We start from the raw sequence: 24,611 nt of genomic DNA, 5'->3' as shown, positions 1-24,611 counted from the left end.
CTGAATACCTGCGTCCCTGTCGCGTGAATCGAGTCCCTCGTGTCTTCTACCCTCCGACCTGCTCTTCTGGCTGCCGGGCTGACGACTGGCGCCGTGCTGCTGATTCCCAACGTCGCACATGCTGACGAGGTCAAAAGCCAGCCGGAGGATTCAAGCACCGTAGCCGAGTGCCCTCCGGGCCAGCTAGCAAAGGCCACAGAGGCTGCCAAGCAAGCTGAGGGAACTGCCGCTAAGTCTGAGATGACCGCCAAGGCCACCTTGGTGGAGGCGCAAGGCGCTGCCAAAGACGCCGCCGCCAAAGCTGAGAACGCTCAGCAGGCCACAGACGCCGCCAAAACCGCTGAGCAAGTGGCTAATGAGGCACAGCACGCAGCAGGCAAACTCACTGAGGCCTCACTCGCGGAGGCCACCAAGGACCAGCAGCAGGCTTCGCAGAAGCTAGCTGAGGCAAAGCTCGACGCCACGCAGGCTGCTAAGGCCACGCAGACCGCCAAGTCGGAGCAGAACACAGCGCAGGCCGGCGTCGACGCTGCCCGCGCTGAAAAGGCCCAGGTTGAGCAGGTCAAGACTGAGGCCGACCAAGCTGTGGGGACCGCCACCATTGAGCACGACGCCGCCGTCTCCGCCCATGCGGCAATCCTGCGCGACGGCAACCAAGCCCAAGAGAAGGCCAAAAAGGCGGTAACTGCCGCGGCGGCCGACTCCGCCGTCAAGGAAACCGCTGTCACGCAGACGCAGCAGGCCCTGGATCAGGCCACCACCGCCGTCGACAGCGCCCAGCAGTTGGTGGACACCGCCACCACCAAGGCCACTGCCTCCAACGCAGCCGCCACCAAGGCAAAGACCGAACAAATGACCGCCGCACAGGCGGCCAGCCAAGCCCAGGCGGACCTAAACGCCGCACTGGCACTGGTCGCCACCAAGACCAAAGAGCTTGAGGCAGCCAAGGCGGGACTGCAGGAGCAGCGCAAAGGTGGCGTTACAGCTGAGCAAATCGCAGCCGCTGAAGCCCAGGTGGCGCAGGCCCAGGCTGCACTGGAGCAGGCCAAGAAATCCGCCAAGCCCGCCCAAGACCTCTACGCGGAAGGCTCCTTCGGCTTCTTCAAGAAGCTTGGAGCGCAGGCCGCGGTGGATGTCCTGAACGACACCGAGTCCAAAGATCCTTCCGGCAAGACCATCGCCTCCTACACCCACAAGGGCGACCCGCAGGATGCCACCAGCCTAGAGAACCTCCAGGCCACGGTTGCTCTGCTCAAGAAGTCAGTGGAACTGCGCACCAAGGAGTATCTGGAAGCCGGCATGACTGAGGCTGAGGCCAAGGCTGCTGCGGAGCGCAAGATCAGCCCCTACTACACCGCAGTGGCTCAGCGTCACGCCAACTGGTCGGCGCACTACCGTGGCCACGCTGGCGACAACGGTGACAAATACGAGGCCGGGGAAAACGCCGCCTGGAACAACACCCGCAAAGAGGACCCATTCCTGGGCTGGTACCACCAAGAGAAGGCCATATGGGACGAGCAGGTCAAACAGGGCGCTGTCAAAGCCTCCGAGCGCTTTGACGCCTACGCTTTCTACCTGGCCCACCCGGAGCTTTACCCGCACTTTGGCCACTACCTGAACCTGGTGGACAAGGGCAAGACCGCAACTGGCTACGCCATCACCTCCAGGCGCGGCAGCGCTGAGACGGGCTTTGAGAGCGCACCGCCCATCTCCTACCCGCTTACCCACGTGCAGGAGTTTGCGGCCAGCGCTAAGAACGGGGAAAAGCTCTACACCCTTGAGGAGTACGAGCGGCTCGTCAACACCTACTGCAGCAAGGTCACCCAGGCCAAGCACGCCGGTGACCAGATCGTGGCTGCGGCTCAGACCAAGCTGGATGCCGCTAACCAGGAGCTAGCGCAAAAGCGCGCCGGAGCAGCCGACGGAGCGGCCCCTGGGCAAAACGCTCAGCACGCCGCGCAGGCTGAACTGGACGCCGCCAAGGCCAAGGCCGCTAAGGCGACGGCGGATAAAACCACCAAGGACGCCATCCTGGCTAAGGCCGACGCTGCTCTAAAGAAGGCCCAGCAGGTGGCCGACGTCGACGCCACCGACCTGACCGCCAAGAAGCAGGACCTGACGGATAAGAAAGCCACACAGTCGCAGGCTCGCAGCACTCTTGCGCAGGCCAAAGCTGCGCTCACTAAGGCGCAGGCCGCTGAGGTGGCGGCCCGCCAGGCACTCGCCGCCCTTGGTGACGGCATGAGTCTGGAAGAAGCGCAACAGCGCGTAGACAAGGCCAAGACCAAGCTGCAGGCTGCCAACCAGGCGGAGACTGCTGCTGAGGCCCGCCTGGCATCCGCCTCCACCACCTTGACGACGGCGGAGCAGAAGCTTGCGCAGGCCACCGGGAAGCTGCGGGCTGCCACTGCCGCCGAGACCACCGCGAAACAAGCTGTCACCACGGCGCAAAGCACACTGGAGCGCGCCACTGCCCGGGTCGGTCAGATTCGTGACCTGCTGACCGGTCGCGGTGATGGTCGGGCTGCCGCCACCGCCGCGCAGCAGCAGGCTGCTCGCGCCCAGGCCGCGCTGCAGAGCGCACGTCAGCGCCTCGTAGCCGCCACCGGTTCTAAGAGCTTCGGCACCGTTGACGCCGCCGCGCTGGTGCAGGCCGCTAAGGACCTAGAGGCGATTAACCATGCTGAGGCCATGAAGGCGGGAGTTACAGACCCACGTTTCCCGCTTCTCACCAAGGCCTACGCCAAGGCTAAGGCTGACGCCCAGGTGGCCGCCAAGGCCCGCGCCCAGGCTGGGGCTGCCGCCAAATGTGACCCCAACCAGCAGGTGCAGGAGAGTCCCAAGCCCTGCCAGCCGCAGTCTGGCCCGGAGGAGCAGCCTGAGGCGGGCACTGCCGCCCAGCCGGAGTTGCCTGCGCCCGAGCAGACCCACGTGGTGACCAATAAGGATGGTCAGGTCTTCGTGGCTCCGCAGGCGCCCTACGCCCCTAAGCACCAGGCTCCGGCAGCGCAAGCTCCCGGCCTGGCCGCCACTGGCGCTGGCGCCCAGGTGCTCCTGCCGTTGGCCGGTGGGATGGTGCTGGCTGGGGCAGCGGTGCGACGCCGTCGCCAGGCCTAAGACCTAAGGGCTTCTGGAGTGCTGCCTGAGCGCGCCAGCTAGTGAATTGGGGTTGAGGGTGCTGCCTCTTGCGGCGAGGTTCCGCACCTATGTGGTTCGCGTGCGCACATAACACTTGGTGATTAGTGGCGGTGGGCTGCGGGAATCCTGCGGCCCCTCAAGTTGCGAGGTCACGAAAGTGTCTCAAGGATAACGATTGCGGGTCTTTTCGACCGTTTCCCTATTTCCCGAATTGAGACTCTCATGCGACTAACACCCACCGCGCGGCGACTGGCCGCAGGCTTGACCGTAGGAGCCATGGTCCTGGTACCGGCCATTGCCGGCTCACAAGCCGTGTCGGCAGAGATCACCGTGGAGCCCGCCGGACCGAAATGTGACGGCATCACGGCAACCGGCCCCGAGTGGGATGCTTACCAAGCCGCTCGGGCTGCTCAGGCTGATGCGAAGGTCCAGTACGCCAAAGGCTCCCTGGGGTTCTTTCAGAAGAACGGAGCTGCCGACGCCGTGACGGCGCTAACCAGTGGCGAGTTCGTAGGAGACACTCATATAGGCCAGTCTGGTGACGCAACGGACCTGAAACTGATGCTTGAGAGCCTCAAGTGGATTCCGGTCTCTAGCCACCTCCGCAATGACGACCCCGCTCGAACAGATCCAGGAATTGCTGCCCTGCGTGGCGTCCCGCAGGAGGGCGCCAGTATGGCCGAGCTTCAGGTCACAGACCGGCTCATGGCGGTTGCCCAATACAGTGCCAACCACCAGGCGGCGATCGAGGGCCTCGAGCACGTGGTCAATGACCAAGCTGCGGAGAACCTCGCTGCCTCGTGGTCCTCCGTGGGGCCAAATATGTATATGAGGCATTCAGACTCGGGGAACCCGTTAGGGCCTTACCAGGGCTGGTGGTTCGATGAGAAGGACGTCTGGGATACGCAGACAGCTGGCATGACCCAAGCACAACGTGATGCTTGGCTGGCGGACGAGTCCAACCACATCTATACCCTGAGCTCGGGAGAACAGACCGCCGCGAAGACCAACTTTGGCCATGTCGGTCACTACCTGACCCTGGCGGACGCGAACAGTGGGGCACGCATGACGCACACTGGCTTCGCGATCGCAGAATCCTCCAGCACCGGCTCATTTGGCGCATACGCCTCCCAGACCTTCTCCGCAGGCAACTGGCCCGCGGGCTCGGCGTGGGCACCTAAAGCTGGGGAGCAGACCTTTACCGTCACTGAGTACACGAACCGCCTGAAGGCCTACGTGGATCAGATCGACCCTGCAGTCCACCAGGCGAATGTGGACCGCACCTGCGAGGCACTCCTTGGGTCTTTGAAGCCGACGCCTTCGCCGTCTTCCAGCCCGTCCCCATCAGCCACGCCCAGCGCCACGCCGACTGCGCCAGCCACCGCCGAGCCAACGCCTCCGGCCACTGCTGCGCCCAGCCCAAGCGCAGAGCCCAAGCCAACGGCCCCGGCTACTGCCACGCCGACTGCGCCAGCCACCGCCGAGCCAGCGCCTCCGGCCACTGCTGCGCCCAGCGCGTCGGCTCAGCCCAGTGCGACGCCGTCGATGAGCCCAGCGCCTACTGTGACGGCCACGCCCAGCCCGAGCGCAGAGCCAGCGCCCAGCCCGACCACCGGGCAGTCCCAGCCGAAGGCCAAGCTCAATACCTCCACCAACCCGCCCAAGCCCAACACACCTAAGTCCAGCACGCCCAAGCCCAAGAAGAGCGGCCTGGCCGCCACGGGCGCTGGCGCCCAGGTGCTCCTGCCGTTGGCCGGTGGGATGGTGCTGGCTGGGGCAGCGGTGCGACGCCGTCGCCAGGCCTAAGGCCCAGGCGCACATCAGATAGGGCGGGTCCCGGAGTCAAGCACTCCGGGACCCGCCCCTTTGCATACACCAACGCGCCCACCGGAAGGCTCCGGCATCCTCCCGGGACACGACCTTGAAACCACCTCGGGTTAGGGTGAAGCATGCGCGTTCACAACTTCTCCGCCGGACCCGCCCAACTTCCCCTCCCTGTCCTTGAGCAGGCCGCCGCCGAGCTCACGGACTGGCGCGGAGGAATGAGTGTCCTTGAGGTCTCCCATCGAGGTAAAGACTTCGTGGAATGCGCTGCGGACGCTGAAGCCACCATGCGCCGCCTCGCTGGCATTCCCGAGAACTACCGGGTCCTCTTCCTGCAAGGTGGCGCCACCGGCCAATTCGCCGCCATCCCCATGAACCTCACCCAGCGTGGCGACCAGATCGCCGCCATCCGCACCGGCCAATGGTCCAAGAAGGCCATCACAGAGGCTGGACGCATGGGCGTGGAGACCATTGTCGTCGCCGACGAATCCGCTAGTTCCTACAACACCACCCCGCAGCCCGGCTCCTTCACCGTCCCCGCCGCAGCCAAATACCTCTACTACTGCGCCAATGAGACCATCGGTGGCGTCACCATGCCCTACGTCCCCACCGAAGAGGCCGCAGGCCTGCCCCTAGTGGCTGACTTCTCCTCCATGTACCTGTCCCGGCCCATTGAGGTAGACAAGTTCGGCGTGATCTTTGGGGGCGCCCAGAAGAACCTGGGCCCCGCCGGATTGACCGTCAATATTGTGCGTGAGGACCTGCTGGGGCAGGCGCGCGCGGATGTGCCCGCCGTGTGGGATTGGAAAGTCATGGCGGATAACGACTCCATGCTCAACACCCCACCCACCTTCTCCATCTACCTCTTTGGCCTCATCTTGCACTGGATCGAAGACCAAGGTGGCCTAGCTGCCATGGGAGAGCGCAATGACGCGAAAGCCCAGCGCCTCTACGACGTCATCGACGCCTCCAGCTTCTACCACAACCCCGTGGAGCAGCGCTCCCGCTCAGCCATGAATATCCCCTTCACCCTGGCTGACCCTGCCCTGGACGCCGACTTCCTGGCCGGGGCCACCGCAGCTGGGCTTATGAACCTCAAGGGGCACCGCTCCGTGGGCGGCATGCGCGCCTCCCTCTACAACGCGATGACCGACGACGGCGTCACTGCCCTGATTGACTACATGACCGAGTTCGAACGCAGCCACGCCTGAGAGCCAGAAGGAAACCCCATGACCGCCATCCCCACCCCCACCGAGCGTTTCCGCGTCAAGACCCTCAACGCTATCTCCGGCTCCGGCCTGACTCGCTTCCCCGCCGAGATTTATGAGGTGGGCGACGCCGTCGAGAAGCCGCATGCCCTGCTGGTGCGTTCCGCCAAACTCCACGACACCCCCATTGCCGACTCTGTGCTGGCCATCGGCCGCGCCGGGGCAGGCACCAACAACATTCCCGTGGCCGCCATGACCGAACGGGGCGTGCCCGTGTTCAACACGCCCGGTGCCAACGCGAATGCCGTCAAGGAGTTGGTGCTCGCAGGCCTGTTCATCGCCTCACGCAACCTGATCCCGGCGGCGCGCTTTGCCCACACCCTGGAGGGCGACGACGCCGCTATCGCCAAGGCCGTGGAAGCCGGCAAGAAGCAGTTCGTGGGCTTTGAGTTGCCCGGCAAGACCCTGGGGGTGATCGGCTTGGGCGCTATCGGCGTGCAGGTGGCCAACGCCGCCCTGGGCCTGGGCCTGAAAGTGGTGGGTTTTGATCCGGCCATCAGTGTGGACCACGCCTGGAACCTGTCCGCAGAGGTGAAGCGCGCCGGAAGCATTGAGGAGGTTTTCAAGCGCGCCGACATTCTCACCGTGCACGTGCCGCTGATTGACGCCACACGCGGCCTGATCTCCACCCAGCGCCTGGCCCTCATGCGCCACAGCGCCATCATCTTGAACTTTGCCCGCGCCGAGATCGTGGACGAGCCCGCCATTATCTCCGCCCTAGACCAGGGTTACCTGTCTGGGTATGTCTGCGACTTCCCCTCCAACGCGGTGCATAAGCACCCCAAGTGCATCTCCCTGCCCCACCTGGGCGCCTCCACCAAGGAGGCCGAGCGCAACTGCGCGATTATGGCGGTGGATGAGCTGCGAGGATTCCTGGAGGAGGGGCAGGTCCACAACTCTGTGAACTTCCCTGAGGCCGTTATGGCGCGCGAGCCAGGCACGCATCGCCTGGTGATCGTCAACCGCAATGTGCCCAATATGGTGGGGCAGGTCTCCACCCTGGTGGCGCAGCATGGGCAGAATATTGCGAACCTGCTCAACCGCTCCCGGGGGGACCTGGCGGTCACGCTGGTGGATATTGACGGGCCCGTGCACCCCGGTGGCCTAGAGGAGCTGCGCGCAATTGACGGCGTGCTTTCCGCCCGCGTCATCCCTGCCTGAGGGCTGCCTAGCGCCGTCGAGATTGACGTTGCTGCGAGGGCGACGGTGGCGTCGCGCCATGAGTGCAGAAATGTCAGTTCACAAGGGTTTTGGCATTTGGATCAGGTGGCTGGCAGGGCCCAGAGGCGGTCTTCGTTCAGGGTGACGCGCACCGCGTCCCCAGGAGCCGCCTCAGCCTCGGGAGCGTGCGCGTCCACGACCGTATCCATGACCCCTAGCTCGGTCTCTATGACCAGTCGGTGCGTCGTGCCCAGGTAGGTGTTCTCGATGATCTGGCCGATGTTTCCGCGAATCCGAGGACTGCGCTCATCCAGCAGGGTCAGGCTGATGGCGTCGCTGTGACCGACGGCGACGACCGGTTGGTGGCTCGCGGCGCCCGGCTCTGGGGTGCCTGAGGTCGGGGCGTCCAGCACGGGGGAGCCTGGCCCGGCGGCGTCCGGCGCCTGGGGGTGCGGGGCGACTTCTGCGGTGGAGGTTGGGACCTGGGCTCTGGCTGTGTTCCGACCCCGGCGCAGCCCCAGGGCGAAGGCTGCGGCGCAGGCAGGCACGATGAGACCCGCACCAAGGAACATCAGGGCGTAGGTCACAGCCTTATGATCCTATGTGCCACCGGCTACAGGCGGGATCCGTGTGGCGCCCGCGCCATACCCGTCGGAGCGCTGCTTGACCCTCACGCGGCGTGAGGCACCAGGCTCGGCCAGGTGAGCGAGGCACAGGAGGTGGCCGTGGAACGCGATAGTGACGCCGACGGACAGTCCCTGACCGTGGGCCAGGTGGCTGCCCTGGTGGGTGTCAGTGTCAGGACCCTGCACCACTGGGACGAGATCGGCCTGGTGACGCCTTCGGAGCGCAGTTGGGCCGGGTACCGGCTCTACACCTCAGCGGATGTGGAGCGCGTCCACCAGGTGTTGGTCTACCGAGAGACCGGCATGCCCTTGGCCCAGGTGGCTGAGGTGCTGGATCAGCCTGGGGTGGACGCCTTCGGGCACCTGTCCCGGCAGCGGGAGCTGCTGACCGAGCGCATCGCCCACCTGACCCGGATGCTCCGGGCAGTGGACACAATGATGGAGAAGGACACCATGGGAGAGAAGCTAAGTGCCGCGCAGCGCGCCCAGATCATGGGGGACCAGTGGGACCCCGCCTGGGAGGCTGAGGCCCAGGAGCGTTGGGGGCACACGGAAGACTGGAAGGTCTCCGCGGAGCGGCTTGCCGCCAAGACCCCGGCCGAGTCCAAGGCGGATAAGGAACGCGTGGAGGCGGTAGAGCGCGAGCTTGCTGCCGCAATGGCTGCGGGAGTCAAGCCCGGATCTGAGCGGGCCAATGCCCTCGCTGAGGAGCATCGCGCCAGCCTCAGCTGGTTCGACGTCACTCATGCCAAGCACGTGCTTCTGGCCCGTGGCTACGTCTGCGATCCGCGTTTCAAACAGCATTACGACGCCGTCGCCCCCGGTTTGGCTCAGTGGCTGAAGGCGGTGGTGGAGGCTAACGCCGCCGCTAAGGGCGTAGACCCCGAGACTGCCACCTGGCAGTGACTGCGGACGCGCCGGGGCCTGCGACCTAGCGGCCGCAGGCCCCGGCGTCACGCTTAGGCAAGGTTTAGCCGTGATGGAGCACACAGCAAAGTGACCGAGTCCCCTGCTCACAGTCAGTTTCACAGGCTTCTGTCACTGTTCCTAAGGGAGGAAGCAGCCATACTTGAGGCGTCCACCTCCCGAAAGGGACAGATCAGGAAGCGAGAACCGCGTGTCACAACCGACCGCAGGTCCCGAGCGGCCCGTAGGGCGGAAGCTCGCCCAAGCGGCTTCCGCAGGACGGCGCCCCAAGCGCAAGACCCGCTCGTCCCAGCCGGATCGCGCCGGTGCAGCTGCCAGCGCCACAGGCGGCAAGCTTGCCCGCGCTGAGGCTAGGGGTAGCAAGCAGCCGGTAGACAAGCCCAAGGGCTGGCGCCGGATCTTCAACTACCCGCGTTACGGCAAGGGTCCGATTCGCCGCTGGCTACCCTCCTGGCGTTTCATCCTGGCTAGCTTCCTGCTGATGATTGCTGCAGTTGGCGGCCTCTTCGCCTGGGCTTACTCCACGATCCATGTGCCCGAGCCCAACCAGTTCGCGCAGGCCCAGAGCTCCACCGTTTACTACGCGGACGGCACCACCGTCATGGGCAAATTCGCTGAGGTAAACCGCACCATCATCGACACCACCAAGCTGCCCAAATACGTGGGCAACGCGGTGGTGGCCAGTGAGGACCGCAGCTTCTACACGAACAACGGTGTGGACCCCAAGGGCATCATCCGCTCCCTGTGGAACAACCTGCGCGGCGGTGGCCGCCAGGGTGCCTCCACGCTCACGCAGCAGTACATCAAGAACTACTACGTGGACACGACTTCCTCATACTGGGGCAAGTTCGAACAGGCCATCATGGCCATCAAGATCGACAAGCAGAAGTCCAAAGAGGAGATCCTGGACTCCTACCTGAACACGGTGTACCTCGGCCGCGGTGCGTATGGCATAGAAGCAGCTGCGCAGGCCTTCTTTGGGATCAGTGCTGCAGAACTCAGTCCCTCCCAGGCGGCACTGTTGGCGGGCATCATGCCGGCGCCTTCGGCCTGGGACCCGGCGGTTGACAAGGAGCAGGCTGAGAAGCGGTGGAGCCGCGTTATGGACTTCATGCTTGAGGACGGCTACATCACCGCAGCCGACCGGGCCGCAGCCACCGCTATGCCAGAGACGATCACCCCAATGACAGATCAGGTCTACGCCGGTCCCAACGGCTACCTGCTGCAAATGGTCCGCAAGGAACTGGTAGCCAAGGCAGGCCTGACTGAGGAGCGCATAGACACCGGTGGCTACAAGATCGTCACCACGATCAACAAGACCAACCAGGATGCGGCGGTGGCCGCCGTCGGCAATCTGCCTGAAGGCGCCGACCCCAACCTGCGGGTGGCTCTGGTTTCCGTTGACGTAAAAACTGGCGGAATCCTGGCCCTTTACGGCGGCAAGGACTATCTCACCGAGCAGGTGAACTCAGCCACCGACGCCGTCGCCCAGGCTGGCTCCACCTACAAGCCCTTTGCCTTGGTGGCCGCCCTGGAGAACGGCCTGACCCTGGCCAATGGCTACTCCGGTAAATCGCCGATCTGGATGAACGGCACTCGTTTTGAGAACTACGGGAACCAGTCCTACACCTGGTCTGACATGGTGAAGTCCACGGCCTTCTCCATCAACACCTCCTACCTGCAGCTCAACAATGACTTGGGCGCCGAGCGCACCAATGAGGTGGCTATTCGCGCCGGGTACCCGGAGAACACCGTCGGTATGGACACGGTGGTGCAGTCGGTGCTTGGCTCCGCCTCACCCCACACCGTTGACATCGCCACCGCCTACACCACCTTCGCCTCAGGGGGCACGCGCCGCGACAGCCACATCGTTGCCTCCGTGGCCAATGCGCAGGGCTCCGCCGTCTATGCCCCAGACACCACCGGGAAGAAGGTCTTTAAGGACGAAGTGATGGCGGATGCGACCTTCGCCATGCAGAAGGTGGTGGAGTACGGCTCGGGTGAGACGGCGCGCAAGCTCGACCGCCCAGTGGCTGGCAAGACCGGTTCCTCTTCGGATAACAAGTCCGCGCAGTTCGTGGGCTTCACGCCGCAGATTGCTACGGCGGTCACCCTCTACCAGTCCGGTCCGGATGGCTCCGAGCAGTCGATCACGCCGTGGGGCAAATACCCGGAGATCATCGGCTCCACCTATCCGGCGGATATCTTCACTGAGTACATGCAAACCGCCTTGGCGGAGCTGCCGGTGGAGAAGTTCCCTGACCGCACGCCTGGCTCCTACCGCAAGGGCAAGCTCGAGGGCTCGCGCAGCAGCAACAAGGTTGAGGTCCCAGCCGACGAGGAGACCACCAAACCTAATCCTGGCCGTGGCGTACAGCAGCAGCCTGCACAGCCTGCGGAGCCGACGGCGGAGCCTACGGTGGGCGTTAAGCCTGCTCCGGAGCCTATAGCTACCGGTGATCCTGGTTCTAAGCAGCAACCCCCCAAGATCACTGAGATTCCAATAGAACCAAACCCGGGGCCGTCTAACGATCCAGCACCAGGGGATAAAGTGCCGGATAACAACGGCAACGCGAACGGCAACGCCAATGGCAATGCGCCAGGCAATGCGAACGGCAACGGAAACCGGGATGGCAACCGAAACGGCAGGAACGGTTAGTCGCTGAGCTTTCGCTTGACCTAGGAACCTGACACAGAGGTGTCGCAGCGCACGCCGCCCGGCAAGGCCTTGGCCTTCCGGGCGGTGCGTCATCTCCGGTAGGCTCGCTAACCGACTGCGCCATCCGGGCACCCGTCCGGGCGACGCCGTCGCACGCATCACCCTCCTGTCACGGAAAGACCGTGACCGCTTCAGACCAGAGGAGGTGGGTACCAAGCATGCGTCACTACGAGATCATGATCATCCTCGACCCCGAGACGGACGAGCGCACTGTCGCTCCGTCGCTCGAAAAGCTGCTACAGGTCGTCCCCAGCAACGGTGGGACCGTGGACAAGGTCGACATCTGGGGCAAGCGTCGTCTGGCCTACGACATTAAGAAGAAGTCCGAGGGCTTCTACGTCGTCGTTGACCTGACCACCACGCCTGAGATCGCCCAGGAGCTCGACCGTCAGCTCGGCCTCAACGAGTCCGTGCTGCGCACCAAGCTGCTGCGCCCCGAGGCCTGAGCCCTAACCGTCTGAAGACCCTGAGAGCACGGAGGAAAGCATGACTGGAGAGCCTGTAATCACCGTTGTCGGCAACTTGGTGGCGGACCCGGAGATGCGCTTTACCCCTAATGGGGCAGCTGTCGCCAACTTCCGTGTGGCCTCAACGCCACGGACTTTCAACCGCCAGACAAACCAGTGGGACGACGGCGAGGCGCTGTTTTTGTCCTGCTCGGTGTGGCGGGACACCGCTGACAATGTCACCTCCTCGCTGAAGAAGGGCATGCGCGTCATCGTGCAGGGCCGCCTGACCCAGCGTTCCTATCAGACCCGTGAGGGCGCCAGCCGCACGGTTTACGAGCTGCTGGTGGACGAGGTCGGCCCCTCCCTGCGCTACGCCAAGGCTGAGGTCACCCGCACCCCACGCGCTGGTGGGCAGGGTGGCCAAGGTGGTGGCTACCAGGGCGGCAGCCAGAACCAAGGCGGCTACCAGGGCGGCGGTTACAACGGAAACCAGAACCACGGTGGCGGTTACAACGGGGGTCAGCAGGCCTCCTATAACGCCCCGGCTGGTGGCGCCGCGGACGATCCGTGGAGCACGGGAACGTCCTTCGGTGACGAGCCGCCGTTCTGATCCGCGCAGGCAATTCGGACGGATATTGGGCGCTAAGCGCCCACCCACATCAACCAATCTCGTACTGAGCGCTCAGGCGCTCTGAACAAGGAGTACCACTATGGCGAAGCCTCAGCTTCGTAAGCCGAAGAAGAAGATTGGCCCGGTCAAGGCCATCAAGGTCGGCGTTATTGACTACAAGGACACTGCCACCCTGCGGAAGTTCATCTCTGACCGCGGCAAGATCCGTGCCCGCCGCGTCACCGGCGTCTCCGTCCAGGAGCAGCGCAAGATCGCCAAGGCCGTGAAGAACGCCCGCGAGATGGCGCTGCTGCCCTACTCGAGCTCTGCTCGCTGATTGGAGGCCCAAGTATGACCACCAAGCTCATTCTCACGCACGACGTCGCCCACCTGGGCACCGCCGGTGAGGTCGTTGACGTAAAGGACGGCTACGCCCGCAACTACCTGCTGCCCCGCAAGCTCGCCACCCCGTGGACCAAGGGCGCGCAGCGTCAGATCGACCAGATGGCCGAGGCGCGCCGCAAGCGCAGCATCGAGTCCCTGGAGCAGGCCCAGACCGCCCGCGCCTGGCTGGCCGAGAACGTCGTGACCGTTTCCGCCTCCTGCGGCGCCAACGGTCGCCTGTTCGGCGGTGTCTCCACCGCTGACCTGGCTGAGGCCGTGAAGGCTGCTGGCGGCCCGGCTGTGGACCGCCGCAAGATCCAGATCGTGCCCCCGATCAAGTCGACCGGTCGTCACAGCGCCACCGTGCGCCTGCACACCGACGTCGTCGCCCCGATCGAGGTCAACGTCGTTCCCGCTCGCTGAGCGCCGCTAATCGGGCATAAGCCTTAAGCAGGAGGGCCCGTCACCGGATAGTCGGTGGCGGGCCTTCGTGCGCGCTGGCGGCCTCCGGGGCCGCAGCTCTGGTTGTGTCGACGACGACGGCGCAGATTAGTGGCGCCAAGCCTCAGAGCGGGCTCGCAGGCCGGTAGATACCGCCCTAGCCCCCATGAACAACCAAACAAAAGCCGCCCACAGCCACAGCAGACCGGCCTGTCCACCAGCAGGCCAGCCGTGGGCCACAGCCACCACCGCAGGCAGGTAGGGCAGCAGAGTCACCACCCCGGCGCCTGCCAGATAGCGGCCATCACCCGCCCCCATCAGCACGCCGTCAAACAAAAACACCGCCCCGGCCAGTGGCATCGCGGTAGCCGCCACTAGCAGGGCCGGACGGGCCGCAGCTGCGACGCCGGGATCAGTGGTGAACAGCAGCGGCAGCCAAGGACTCCCCACGGCCACCAGGGCGCCAAGCACCACTCCAGCGCCCACCCCCCAAGCCAGGCAGCGGCGCAGGACTGCGTCTACCCCCAGGCCTAGACGCTCCGGCGGCACGGTCTTCGGGGATGCAGACGCGGCAGCAGCTTCACCTAGGGCTGTGCCCACCAGGGCCTGCGCTGCAATCGCTAGCGCATCCAGGCTGAAAGCCGCCAGACCCCAGATGGCGTTGACCACCTGGTGCCCGGCCAAGGGCGCTTGCCCCAGCTGCGTGGCCGCCCAGACCGTAGTCAACAGCGCAATGCGCAAGGAGATAGTGCGCACTAGCAAGGGCGTGCCCGCGCCTAAGGAACTGGCCAAGCCGGTGCCGCTGGGCCGCAGGGCGACGCCGTCGGCCCGCGCTGCATGGGCCAGCGGCAGCACTAAGGCCCCAGCCATGCCGGTCTGTGCCAGAGCCGTGCCCAGGCCTGAGCCGGCGATTCCCAAGCCCAGGCCGTAGAGGAAGAGGGCATTGAGGAGCACATTGACTATTGCGCCTACGGTGGCCACGACCAAAGGGGTGCGCGTATTAAGCAAGCCACGCAGCGTCCCGGTGGCCGCGAAAACCACCAGCATGCCCGGCACCCCTGCCGCTGAGGTCCGCAAGTAGGCGACTGCCGCCGCTGCCACCGCCCCCCGGCCACCAAGACCAGCGATTACCCAGGGCGCCGTCGTCGCCAGGAGCAGGCCTGCCAGCAGGCCCAGGAAGGCCGCTAGCCACAAGCCGTCCACCCCGGCGCGCAAGCCAGCTTGCCGCTCACCGGCACCAAAGAGGCGGGCCGTGATGGCCGTGGTGGCGTAGGCCAGGAAGACAAAGAGACCCACCACTGTGGTCAGCACCGTGGATGCCAAGGACAAGCCTGCCAGGCTCTGGGCGCCCAAATGCCCCACCATGGCCGAGTCGATCAGCACGAAGAGGGGCTCGGCCACCAGGGCCCCCAGGGCTGGCAGGGCCAGGGCTAGGATGCGCCGGTCCAGTGGGCTGGGGGAGATGTGCACAGTGACCTTTCTGGGGTAGATGTGGGGGCTGGGAGGCAGTTTCTCATGGGTTTTCTCAACACGGAGTTGAGGTTCATCCACAGAGATGTCCACTTATCCACAGGTAGCCAAAGTGTTAGCAATACGCTTTCTTGGGTGGGGGAAAGTTAGAGGAAATCCTTGCTATCAAGGGGAATGTTGCTCGTAAGTCGCTTGTGTTCAAAACGTGATCTCCACACTAATCCACAGGCTTAGGCACCACTTCTCCCCAAGCTGACCCCAGATCTCCACAAGGTGTCCCAGAGCTGTCCACACTAGACCCAAAGTTGCTGATTGCGGTCAGCAGCACTCACCGCTATCGTCGCGAGCCCAGCGTTATACGCGGACGGTCCCGGTCCGGGTGTGCCGCTGGTGAGACTGTGTGGGAGGCCAGATGAGTGTCAGTGGAGCAGGAGCTCCCACGTCACAGCGAGACACCGCCGGTCCCGGCGATATTCAGGAGCGCTCCGCCCCCAGCCTGGCTGATGCCTTCGACCGCATGCCGCCCCAAGACCTCAATGCCGAGGTCTGCACACTCGGCTCCATGCTGCTGAGCAAGGACGCTATCGCCGTAGTGCAGTCCGAGCTGATGGCCGACGACTTCTACCTGCCCGCTCACGTCACCATCTACGACGTCATCTCCGAGATCTACGCCGCCGGTGAGCCCGTGGACCCGGTGATTGTGGCTGATGCGCTGACTAAACACAGGCAGTTGGAACGCATCGGTGGCTTGGACTACCTGTCTACCCTCATCATGAGTGTGCCCACCGCCGCCAACGCCGGTTATTACGCCCGCATTGTGCGGGAGAAGGCGATTTTGCGGCGCCTAGTGCAGGCCGGTACCCGCGTCACCCAGCTGGGTTACACCTCCCAGCCAGGCGACGTCGAGGAGTTGGTCAACCAGGCGCAGGCAGAGGTCTACAACGTCAACCACAAGCGGCAGAGCGAGGACTACATCGCAATCGGTCAGCTGCTGGACGCCGTCAACCTGGAGATTGAAGTAGCCCAGTCTCGCGACGCCAACCAGATGACCGGCATCCCCACCGGCTTCACGGAGCTAGACGAGTTGACCGGAGGGTTGCAGGCCGGGCAAATGGTGATTGTGGCGGCTCGTCCGGCCATGGGTAAATCCACCTTGGCTTTGGACTTCTGCCGCTCGGCGTCGATCCGGCACGGAAAGACCAGCTGTTACTTCTCCCTGGAGATGGGGCGCATGGAGATCATGATGCGCCTGCTCGCGGCCGAGGCGGCGGTGGAACTCACCAAGCTGCGAGGCGGCCTGAATATGAGCGATCAGGACTGGCTGGACCTGGCGCAGGCCTACAACCCGGTGGATTCCGCACGCCTGTTTATTGACGACTCCCCGAACCTGACCATGCCGGAGATTCGCTCCAAGTGCATCCGCATGAAGGACCAGGAGGACCTGGGGCTGGTGGTCATCGACTACCTGCAGCTGATGAGTTCGGGTAAACGAGTGGAATCCCGCCAGCAAGAGGTCTCCGAGTTCTCCCGCCAGCTCAAGCTGCTGGCCAAGGAGTTGGAGATCCCGGTGATCGCTGTGGCCCAGTTGAACCGCGGCCCGGAGCAGCGTGAAGGCAAGAAGCCGCAGATGAGTGATCTGCGTGAGTCGGGTTCGTTGGAACAGGATGCGGACATCATCATGTTGCTGCATCGCCCCAGCTACTACGACTCTGAACAGCGTCCTGGGGAGGCGGACATCATTGTGGCTAAGCACCGAAATGGTGAGACCAAGACGATTCCGGTGGCTTTCCAAGGGCACCTGGCCCGTTTTGCCAATATGGCGCGAGACGTTTCTGCCCCTGAGCCCGATTACGAGTGAGGCGACGGCGCTGAAGCTGTGGCACGCCAAGGTGCAGGTGTGCGCGTGAGTTCAAGGCCTTTAAGGCCCGCTTCTGCCTGAGCGGCCCAGCGCTCAACGTCAGCATCGTCAAAGACTTTGCCATCTGCAGATTCGTATTGCTCCATGCTGACCCCTCACCTCTTCCGGGTAACCTGTGCTCAATCAGTTGGCATGGAAAACGAGTGTCTCATCTCAAGCCAGCTGAACGTTCACTATTTCAATAGGTCAACCGACCTAATCGAAGCGATTGTTGCCGAGAGCGTAGGGCGGACGCCGGGGTGGGGCTTAGGGTGGGGGCGTGCTTGTGGCTTTCTCTGTGTCCCCGACCACCACCGACGAGCCAGATGGCTCAGTCAGCGAGGCGGTAGCCCGCGCCGTCGCCGTCGTGCGTGCCTCCGGCCTGCCCAACGAAACCACCTCCATGTTCACCACCCTGGAGGGAGAGTGGGACGAATGCATGGCGGTGGTTAAAGCCGCCTGCCAGGCGGTGGCCGAGGTCAGCCCACGTGTGGCCCTAGTGCTGAAGGCCGATATCCGCCCCGGCTGGACCGGCCAGCTCAGCGCGAAGGTTGAGCGCGTAGAGCAGCACCTGCAGGAGCAGCCCTAAACACCGGGCCAGCCAGGCTTTGGGTGCAGGCGCTCGCGTTGCGCGGGCGTGAGCGGGCACAGGAGCTACAGGAGCCTGCCCGTACAGAAGTAATACAGGTCTGCCGTACACCTGCCGCTCAGGCCACCCTCAGGCCAGGAGGTCCTCCCACCAGGCGCTGAACGTGGGGCAACGCTCCAGCACGGCCTGCAAGCCAGCCTCAGCCACCAGCAGCGGGCCAGTGACGGTTTTCAGGTAGCGAGGGTCCGCCGTCTCCAGGCGTTTCGACGGCGCAGTCAGCAATCCGTCGTTCACCTGCTCGGGGCCGCCCGCTTGGCTGATCTGCTCACGCAGCCGGGCCAGGGGGAGGGGCTCGAACAGGTCGTCACCGCGGCCAGCGTCGATTGCCGCCAGCACCAGCGCCTCTATCTCATGGAGCACGACCAGGGGATGGAAACGTGGGTCTGGCAGCTGGGAGCACAGTGCTGCCATCAGAGCTCGCTGCCGGTCCGGGCCACCGCCGGGAAGGTCTTGCCCTGGGGCGTCCTTGGGGTAGGCGTAGTAGTCCAGCAGCAGACCAACTTTGCTCAGGTGGCGGTTAGCCAGAAAGTGCCGCAGTCGCTTTTCATAGTGCTTCCAGCTACCACCACCCCGGTGGGTTGCTGCGGAGCTCGCTGACGTGATGACTACCGAAGGGACCAGATGGACGTCTCGTGAGAAGGCTGCCGGAGCCAACACGTTCTTGACCAGTTCTTCTTCGGTCTGCCCCTCCACCAGCACGATCACCTGTCTCATGCGCTGGTCCCCTCAGCTGCGGGTCGGCCTCCCAGCAGGTTCATCTCCCACAGATTCCCAGTGGAGTACTCCTCCAGGAAGCCCTCCAACTGTGCGGGGTCCGGCCTACGGACCTGGGTGGCGCCGTCAACCCGGTCCAGTACCACCACCTCTTCCACCCTGTAGTGGGACAGCAGAGGCACGGACTGGGTAGCCAGGATGACCTTATGACCATTGCGGCCCGCCACTCGCGTCATCTCCGCCAGCAGGCCAATAGCCGCTGGGTGCAGGCCCAACTCGGGCTCGTCCAAGACCACGGTGGCCGGCAGGTCCGGGCCCAGCAGCAGCGTCGCCAGGCAGATGAAGCGCAGCGTGCCGTCGCTGGCCTCACGCGCTGAGAACACCCGGTCCAGGCCCTTTTGGCGCCAACGCAGGCGGATGCGCTCATTCTTGCTGGGCACCAGCACAAAGTCGTCAAAGAACGGGGTAACATGACGGACCGCCGTCACGATGCGCCGGTAGTGCTGCGGATGCTCCTCCTTGACCTTGTGCAGGTAAGCGGCGATATTCTGCGCGTCCGAGCGCAAGGCTAGGTCGTCACCCAGGGTGGACCAGCTCTTGACCGGTGCGGTCGCTGAGACGTCGTCAAACTGGAAGACCCGGCACCCTTGCAAGATCGGGCCCACGTACTTGGCAAAGCCGCTGAGCCTGTCTTCAGCCGCCGACTCGGACAGGCTGCGGACCTGACTGCTGGTGCCGGAACCCAGGGCCTCCGCGAAAGACCGCTCCCGGTCTCGGCCAGCTTGGAACAGCAGCCACTCATGCAAAGTGGCTAGGTCCGCGTCCTTCCAGTCCTCCGTGATCTCCACCCGATAGCCGTTGCGCTTTTCCTCCTCGTCGAAGTCGGAGGTCAGTTCAATCAAGACGTGCTTGGCCCGGGTCTGGGCGTCTTCAAACAGCAGGTTGCTGATGCCTCCACGCTGTTGCAGGTACTCCTGGAAGGAGTCGTCCCAGATACGGGCCACCAACTCCAGGGCGCTGACCAGGTTCGACTTGCCGGAGCCGTTGGCGCCGATCAGCACGGTCACCTCCGTGCTCAGATCCAAGGTGAGGCTACGGATTGACGCCAGTCCCTCGACCCTCAAGGTCCCCAGTCCACGACTCATGCTTATGAGTGTATCCAGCCTAGTTCCGCTGAGGGTCTGGGCTCACCCGAGGCGGGTACGGCCTGCCAGACTGTCTCCCAGCCCCTGGGCGCTCCGCCCTCAGGCCAGGAGGGACAGCACCAGGGCGGCGGAGCGGGTAGCCGCCTCCTCCACCCCGATGTGGAAGTCCTGACCCGCCTCCGGGCCACACAAATCCGACACCCCACGCACCGACACGAAGGGCAGCCCTGCCCCCGCCGCCACCTGCGCCAAAGCCGTGGACTCCATATCCGTGCTCAGCGCCGCCGGGAAGACCTCGCGCGCATCCGCAACATTCGCCGCCGTCACAAAAGCTTGCCCGGCCAGCATTAAGCCCCGGTGCAACCGCGCCTGGCCAGACGACGCCGTCGCCCCCCGCAACACCTCCGCCCGCTGGGCCAGCAGGTCCAGAGCCGCTGAATCCCCGACATAAAGCACCGGCATGCCCGGCACCTGCCCGCGCGCATAACCAAAAGCGGTGGCATCTGCGTCGGTGTAGCTGAGCGTATCTGACACACACACATCACCCACCTCCACCTGCCGCCCCAGGCCCCCGGTAGTTCCAGCGGAGATCACCAGCTCTGGCTGCACCGCCACCAGCACCGTGGCCAGCGCAGAGGCAGCATTCACCAAGCCGATCCCACTGCGCACCAGCACTAGCTCGCGTGGTCCGGCATGGTTTGCAGCCCCCAATCCGGGCCGCTCAGGCAGTGTCAAGCTCACCACCCCACCCGGGCCAGGCAGTGGCGGCAGCGGCGCCGCGCTTGGTAAAGGCTCTAAGGCCGCCACAAAAGGCGCCGCCTCCTCCGGCATGGCGACCACGACCACCGCCGTCACCGGCCGCGGCGAACAGGACTGGGCAAGCTGGGCAGGCTGGGAAAGGCTCATGCCCCGAGCCTAGGCGGCCTCGCGCCACGGTTTAGTCGCGCAGCCTGCACAGGCCCCTTGTCGGCGGCCAGCCGTCCCGACGACACTGCCGCAGAATCGCAGCCATTCAGTCATCTGACCGACTCGCCACCTAGTCCAGTCGCGCGCTAATCTGAGGCAATACACCACCCCGGAAGAACATTGATATGGCAAGCAAATCCGCCGCCCGCCGCGTGGGCAAGCTGATCGCGGCTGTCAAAGGCCACGACTACCACGTCGACGAGGGTCTACCCGCTAACTACCTCCTGGGAGTCCTAGCTGAGCGGGCCGCCATGAAAGCCCGCGGCATCCTGCGCACCGGCACCGGCCGCTCAATCTTCCTGGGCCGCCGCGCCCGCCTACGCGGCGCCTCCAAGTTCCGCTGCGGCTACGGCTGCACCATCGGCCAAGGCGCCTACCTGGACGCCATGAGCACCGACGGCGTCACCTGGGGCAACAACGTGGCCCTAGGCAAAAACTCCCGCATTGAGTGCATCGGCAGCCTGGAGCACCTGGGCAAAGGCATGCGCGTGGGGGACAACACCGGCCTGGGCACCGACGCCTTCTACGGCGCAGCAGGCGGCATCACGATTGGCAGCAGCGTGATGATTGGCAACTACGTCAGCTTCCATTCAGAGAACCACGTCCACGCAGACACCACCCGCCCCATGCGCGAGCAGGGCGTCACTCACCAGGGCATCACCGTGGGCGACGACGTATGGATCGGTGCCAAAGTCACCGTTCTGGACGGCGCGCACATTGGCAACGGCGTCATCATCGCGGCGGGAGCCGTGGTCACCGCAGGGAACTACGAGGATTACGGCATTTATGGCGGCGTGCCCGCCAAGAAGATCGGCAGCCGCAGACCCTAGGGCCTCGCCATGGCCTGAGGCTTTAGCGGCAGAGAACTGCCGCCCAGGCTGTTTGCCCGAGCGTGCCTCACTCCCGAGCGCGCCTCAGTGGCGTGGCAGGGCGTTTACGCGCCGGTACCAGCGCACCAGCTGAGCCAGCAGCATCAACAGGTTGAAGGCTGCCAGGGCCACATACAACCAGCGCCAGCCGGTCCACCAGCCCAGCAGCAGCATGGTGACCACCTGGAAGCCATAGTCCAAGCCGGTGGCGATTACCGAGTTCAGCAGGGAGGTGCGCGGCGCCGTGGCTACCGCCCCGGTCTTTTTGGTGCCCGCAGCGCGCTCTAGCTGGTCGGTGAGGATCATGGTGAAGAACCAGACGCAGGCCACCACGGAGAATCCCAGCGGCACGAGCACTGTCCACAGCGGCCAGCCCTCCAGGTGACGGAACCACAAGATGGCCACCACCAAGTGCACCGAAGCCTGCTTGGTGGCGTCAATGACGTGGTCCAGCCACTCTCCAGCAGGGCTGCCGCCGCCACGCAGGCGCGCCAGCTGGCCATCGGCCGAGTCCAAGGCATAGCCCAGAGCCAGCAGCACTGCCACGCTCACACCGTGCAGCCAGCTGGGGGAGGTGGTAGCCAGCAGCGCCAGTCCGCAGAAAGTAAAGATGGCGCTGATGCCAGTGACCTGGTTGGGGGTTAGGCCCAGTTTGAAGCCGGTGGCTGCAAACACCCCACCCAGGGGGCGGTTGAACCAGCGCGAGTAGGCCGGAGCGTTGCGGTTGCTTTTCTGGGCACCCTTTAGGGCGCGGTGGACCTGAGACCAGGACTGGCTGCGATTGGCCAGGGCCTTTGCCATGGATTGTTTCTCCTGAGGACGGTAGCGGCAGGACTGGCCTGGCCGTCAGTGACTCGGCAAATCCTAGACGCCCGAGCACTTTGCGGCGCCTTGGCGTACAGGAGGTTATGGGACTGTGTCCTACTTCCCCTCGCGAGGCGCGCGCCCAGGTACCTGACCTAGCTGAGGTCGGTCTGCTTAGGGTGCTGAGCGGTTTGAAAACGCAGCCACGGGTCCACCACCGAGTGGAAGCGCCCCGAGTAGGTGCGCCGCACACAGTGGGGGGCGCCCTCAATGATCGCGGTGCTAAGCCTCGGGTTGCGCTTGAGAAGCTCCGCCAGTCGCGCCTGGTTCATGATGACGTCGTCTCCAGTGCCGGTAACCAGCAGCACCGGCAGGCTCAGCGCGTCCACGACCTCCTGCCACGGCGTCGTCGGCCCTACGCAGCCAGTCTTTAAGAAGGCCTGGTCACAATCCACCACGCCTTTGACACTGGCCGCCACCTCCCGGTGTGACCAGGTGGGGTTCGCAGTGATCTCTTTAGCGAAGCGCGCCTGCGGGTCACTGGCGATTTCCTGCACCTCGCGTAGCCGCTGGAAAGCCGTGAGCCGCAGTACGCGGCGCGAAGTCGCGGTGGTGAATGCCGGGTCCTCGGCCACGACGGCGTCCACCAGCTCTGGCCTGCGCGCCGCCACCACCAGGGAGGTAACTCCCCCCATGGAGTGCCCCACCAGCACGAGGGGACCCATCACTGGACCCTCGCCAGCCAGTCCCTTGACACGCACATCCTCTAGGACCTCCTCCAGATCCTGGGCTAGGCGCTCCCCGGCGCTGTCCTGGGAGACCAGGTCCGCCTCCTGCCAGCGCGGCGAAGTGCCGTGGCCGCGCGCGTCCAAAGCCAGCACCCGGTACCCCTGAGCCGTCCACAGCTCCACGGCCTCCACCCAGCAGGCGGCGTTGTCAGTGATCCCGTGGGACAGCACCAGCAGGGGTGCGCTGGCATCCGTGGCGGGACCATAGACCTCGCGGGTCAGCGCTTGCGGGCTTTCAGTCAGGGTGCTCACACCTCAACTTTAGACGGCGCACCCTGAACGCGCCCTTTGAGTCCGCTCTACGCGGGACCAGGTGCGGAACCGGCCCAGAGGACTGCGGAGTCCTCTGGGCCGGCTGCGGCAAGGGAGCGCGGGGAGCCTGCGGGTCGGAGCGGGTGGTCGGTAGCGGCGGGAATCCGCTGCGACCAGCCTGGGCTCGGACCGGATTTCGCCCGGACCTAAGGCTGCTGGGAGCGCAGCTTTCAGGCCACAGGAATTTCAAAGACCTCGTTGTCGCGCGGCGCCGAGGAGTAAATCACCCACACCCGGGCGGACAGCAATTCAAACTCCAGACGCACCACCGATGGGCCACCCAGGGCCTGCGGCACCTCCACCACGCGGGCATTCGCCTCAATGGAGAAGCGACCCCAGCAGGGCTGTGGCGTGGACCCGGAGAGCGTCACGCGCGGGTGACTGCGGACGTCGAGGGCCTTCGTGGAGGTCTTCTTTGTCAATAGGCTGGCGTAACCGCGGCGGTTCTCCGCGTCCGCGAGCATGAGCACAGGGCGGGTGTGCGGGGCACCTTGCTCGTCGACCGTTGTGAGCAGCACACGACGGCCCGGGCCGAGAAGTACCGGGATAGTGGGGAGAACCGACTCAACGTCGATAGTTCCCGGCGTTATTGCACTAGGGATGGTCATGTCTCCATCCTGACAGGGGGTTAACGTGGCCAACCGGGTTAGCGGGCCATCGTGCGGATAATTCAACCGCTTGTGCGCCTTAACTGCAAGATTGTTGACCAAGATGAAATAACTCGGTTCTATAAGTGGCGAACCGCTTACAGCTCTGCCCCAGCAGGTGCCATGCGGTGCCCCCAAAAGCCTCAGCTCACCCCGGAATGACCGTCTCCCACTGCGCACGAGCCGCCAGGAACTCCGCCACCGCAGCCTGCGCCCCAGCCAGCGAGTGATTGGCCCCCCAGCCACACTGCACCTCATTTGCGGCTGGAACTGCCGCAGCCGCCAGCACATCACGGCAGGTTGCCTCCAACAGCGGCAGGAACTCAGCCGGCTCCAAACCAAGAGTTAGCGCGTAAAAGCCCGTCTGACAGCCCATCGGACTCCAGTCCACTAGCCGGTCCGTATGGTTGCGCATTAGCTCAGCCACCAGATGCTCCACCGAATGCACCGTCGGCATCTCCAGATGCTCCCGGTTGGGCTGACAGAAGCGCACGTCGTACTTGACCAGCTCATCCCCGCCTGGCAAACGCTTGCGGTCGGCCACGCGCACAAAGGGTGCCGCTACGCGCGTGTGGTCCAGGTTGAAGGACTCCACATTCATGCGGGGACCGTCCGTATCCGTGTAGGACTCGCTGTGATCACTCATGCCCCCAGGCTACGACGCCGTCGCAGGCACAATCAGCACATGCCCACATCCAGTTGCGAAGCCCTAGCCCGCATCACCGCCGGCAACCCCGCCGACCCCACACTGGTGCTGCTCCACGGCATCACCAGCTGCGCTGCCGCCCAAGCGGAAGCCATCA

General features: G+C 64.7%; 23 protein-coding genes. 13 read left to right on the top strand and 10 right to left on the bottom strand.

Annotated elements, in window-relative coordinates:
- Positions 1-39: 39 nt before the first annotated feature.
- The 4 genes from DR039_RS10240 to DR039_RS10225 all read left to right on the top strand — a co-directional run bounded on the left by DR039_RS10240 (position 40) and on the right by DR039_RS10225 (position 7,391).
- Positions 40-3,117, top strand: coding sequence for a hypothetical protein (locus DR039_RS10240; protein ID WP_126622380.1), 3,078 nt, complete (start codon positions 40-42; stop codon positions 3,115-3,117).
- A gap of 243 nt (positions 3,118-3,360) precedes the next feature.
- Positions 3,361-4,944: a hypothetical protein gene (locus tag DR039_RS10235; RefSeq protein ID WP_126622382.1), complete on the top strand. Its 1,584-nt coding sequence runs from the start codon at positions 3,361-3,363 to the stop codon at positions 4,942-4,944.
- A gap of 143 nt (positions 4,945-5,087) precedes the next feature.
- The gene (serC, locus tag DR039_RS10230) at positions 5,088-6,173 is read left to right on the top strand and encodes a 3-phosphoserine/phosphohydroxythreonine transaminase (protein ID WP_111837269.1); all 1,086 of its coding nucleotides are present in this window, start codon (positions 5,088-5,090) and stop codon (positions 6,171-6,173) included.
- A gap of 18 nt (positions 6,174-6,191) precedes the next feature.
- Positions 6,192-7,391, top strand: coding sequence for a phosphoglycerate dehydrogenase (locus tag DR039_RS10225; RefSeq protein ID WP_111837268.1), 1,200 nt, complete (start codon positions 6,192-6,194; stop codon positions 7,389-7,391).
- A gap of 101 nt (positions 7,392-7,492) precedes the next feature.
- Here the strand turns inward: DR039_RS10225 and DR039_RS10220 are convergent, their stop codons facing one another.
- Positions 7,493-7,978 carry a TOBE domain-containing protein gene (locus tag DR039_RS10220; protein WP_111837267.1) on the bottom strand — a complete coding sequence of 162 codons (486 nt, stop codon included), beginning with the start codon at positions 7,976-7,978 and terminating at the stop codon, positions 7,493-7,495.
- Positions 7,979-8,092: 114 nt separating this feature from the next.
- Here DR039_RS10220 and DR039_RS10215 point away from each other — a divergent pair, with 114 nt between their 5' ends.
- The 6 genes from DR039_RS10215 (at position 8,093) to rplI (ending at position 13,529) form a co-directional block, all read left to right on the top strand.
- Positions 8,093-8,923, top strand: coding sequence for a MerR family transcriptional regulator (locus DR039_RS10215; protein ID WP_229116943.1), 831 nt, complete (start codon positions 8,093-8,095; stop codon positions 8,921-8,923).
- A 502-nt stretch (positions 8,924-9,425) separates the two neighbouring features.
- Entirely contained in the window at positions 9,426-11,603 is a 2,178-nt protein-coding gene (locus DR039_RS10210; protein ID WP_407641295.1) for a transglycosylase domain-containing protein, read from the top strand.
- Between the two features lie 218 nt (positions 11,604-11,821).
- Entirely contained in the window at positions 11,822-12,109 is a 288-nt protein-coding gene (gene rpsF / locus DR039_RS10205; protein ID WP_111837265.1) for a 30S ribosomal protein S6, read from the top strand.
- Positions 12,110-12,149: 40 nt separating this feature from the next.
- Complete coding sequence (locus DR039_RS10200) at positions 12,150-12,722, top strand: single-stranded DNA-binding protein (RefSeq protein WP_111837264.1); 573 nt, start codon at positions 12,150-12,152, stop codon at positions 12,720-12,722.
- Between the two features lie 100 nt (positions 12,723-12,822).
- On the top strand, positions 12,823-13,059 hold the full coding sequence (rpsR, locus tag DR039_RS10195; RefSeq protein WP_026426343.1) for a 30S ribosomal protein S18: 237 nt from the start codon (positions 12,823-12,825) through the stop codon (positions 13,057-13,059).
- Positions 13,060-13,073: 14 nt separating this feature from the next.
- On the top strand, positions 13,074-13,529 hold the full coding sequence (gene rplI, locus DR039_RS10190; RefSeq protein WP_111837263.1) for a 50S ribosomal protein L9: 456 nt from the start codon (positions 13,074-13,076) through the stop codon (positions 13,527-13,529).
- Positions 13,530-13,655: 126 nt separating this feature from the next.
- Here the strand turns inward: rplI and DR039_RS10185 are convergent, their stop codons facing one another.
- Entirely contained in the window at positions 13,656-15,056 is a 1,401-nt protein-coding gene (locus DR039_RS10185) for an MATE family efflux transporter (RefSeq protein WP_111837354.1), read from the bottom strand.
- A 478-nt stretch (positions 15,057-15,534) separates the two neighbouring features.
- Here DR039_RS10185 and dnaB point away from each other — a divergent pair, with 478 nt between their 5' ends.
- Positions 15,535-16,875, top strand: a complete 1,341-nt coding sequence (dnaB, locus tag DR039_RS10180) for a replicative DNA helicase (protein ID WP_229116954.1) — start codon at positions 15,535-15,537, stop codon at positions 16,873-16,875.
- On the opposite strand, the gene DR039_RS11345 is transcribed toward dnaB, so the two are convergent.
- On the bottom strand, positions 16,866-17,021 hold the full coding sequence (locus DR039_RS11345; RefSeq protein ID WP_170166935.1) for a hypothetical protein: 156 nt from the start codon (positions 17,019-17,021) through the stop codon (positions 16,866-16,868). The genes dnaB and DR039_RS11345 overlap by 10 nt on opposite strands.
- Positions 17,022-17,194: 173 nt before the next feature.
- On the opposite strand from DR039_RS11345, the gene DR039_RS10175 reads away from it, so the two are divergent.
- Entirely contained in the window at positions 17,195-17,503 is a 309-nt protein-coding gene (locus DR039_RS10175; protein ID WP_111837262.1) for a thiamine-binding protein, read from the top strand.
- Between the two features lie 129 nt (positions 17,504-17,632).
- Here the strand turns inward: DR039_RS10175 and DR039_RS10170 are convergent, their stop codons facing one another.
- The 3 genes from DR039_RS10170 to mtnN all read right to left on the bottom strand — a co-directional run bounded on the left by DR039_RS10170 (position 17,633) and on the right by mtnN (position 20,328).
- Positions 17,633-18,277 (bottom strand): DUF4276 family protein, encoded by a 645-nt coding sequence (locus DR039_RS10170; protein WP_111837261.1) that lies wholly within the window; start codon positions 18,275-18,277, stop codon positions 17,633-17,635.
- Positions 18,274-19,422, bottom strand: a complete 1,149-nt coding sequence (locus DR039_RS10165; protein ID WP_111837260.1) for an AAA family ATPase — start codon at positions 19,420-19,422, stop codon at positions 18,274-18,276. The genes DR039_RS10170 and DR039_RS10165 overlap by 4 nt, the downstream gene beginning before the upstream one ends.
- 99 nt (positions 19,423-19,521) lie before the next feature.
- A complete protein-coding gene (gene mtnN / locus DR039_RS10160) occupies positions 19,522-20,328 on the bottom strand; it encodes a 5'-methylthioadenosine/S-adenosylhomocysteine nucleosidase (RefSeq protein WP_229116942.1) in 807 nt (268 codons plus the stop codon).
- 185 nt (positions 20,329-20,513) lie between these two features.
- Here mtnN and DR039_RS10155 point away from each other — a divergent pair, with 185 nt between their 5' ends.
- Entirely contained in the window at positions 20,514-21,218 is a 705-nt protein-coding gene (locus DR039_RS10155) for an acyltransferase (RefSeq protein WP_111837259.1), read from the top strand.
- Between the two features lie 84 nt (positions 21,219-21,302).
- Here DR039_RS10155 and DR039_RS10150 read toward each other — a convergent pair whose 3' ends face one another.
- The 4 genes from DR039_RS10150 to DR039_RS10135 form a co-directional block, all read right to left on the bottom strand.
- A complete protein-coding gene (locus tag DR039_RS10150) occupies positions 21,303-22,058 on the bottom strand; it encodes a CDP-alcohol phosphatidyltransferase family protein (RefSeq protein WP_111837258.1) in 756 nt (251 codons plus the stop codon).
- A 158-nt stretch (positions 22,059-22,216) separates the two neighbouring features.
- On the bottom strand, positions 22,217-23,101 hold the full coding sequence (locus DR039_RS10145) for an alpha/beta fold hydrolase (protein ID WP_111837257.1): 885 nt from the start codon (positions 23,099-23,101) through the stop codon (positions 22,217-22,219).
- Positions 23,102-23,331: 230 nt separating this feature from the next.
- Positions 23,332-23,769, bottom strand: coding sequence for a pyridoxamine 5'-phosphate oxidase family protein (locus DR039_RS11340; RefSeq protein ID WP_170166936.1), 438 nt, complete (start codon positions 23,767-23,769; stop codon positions 23,332-23,334).
- A gap of 187 nt (positions 23,770-23,956) precedes the next feature.
- Positions 23,957-24,454 (bottom strand): S-ribosylhomocysteine lyase, encoded by a 498-nt coding sequence (locus tag DR039_RS10135; protein ID WP_111837255.1) that lies wholly within the window; start codon positions 24,452-24,454, stop codon positions 23,957-23,959.
- Between the last annotated feature and the right edge of the window lie 157 nt (positions 24,455-24,611).

This window comes from Actinomyces bovis (assembly GCF_900444995.1).
Classification (GTDB): domain Bacteria; phylum Actinomycetota; class Actinomycetes; order Actinomycetales; family Actinomycetaceae; genus Actinomyces; species Actinomyces bovis.
This window is presented reverse-complemented; position numbering and strand designations above follow the sequence as displayed.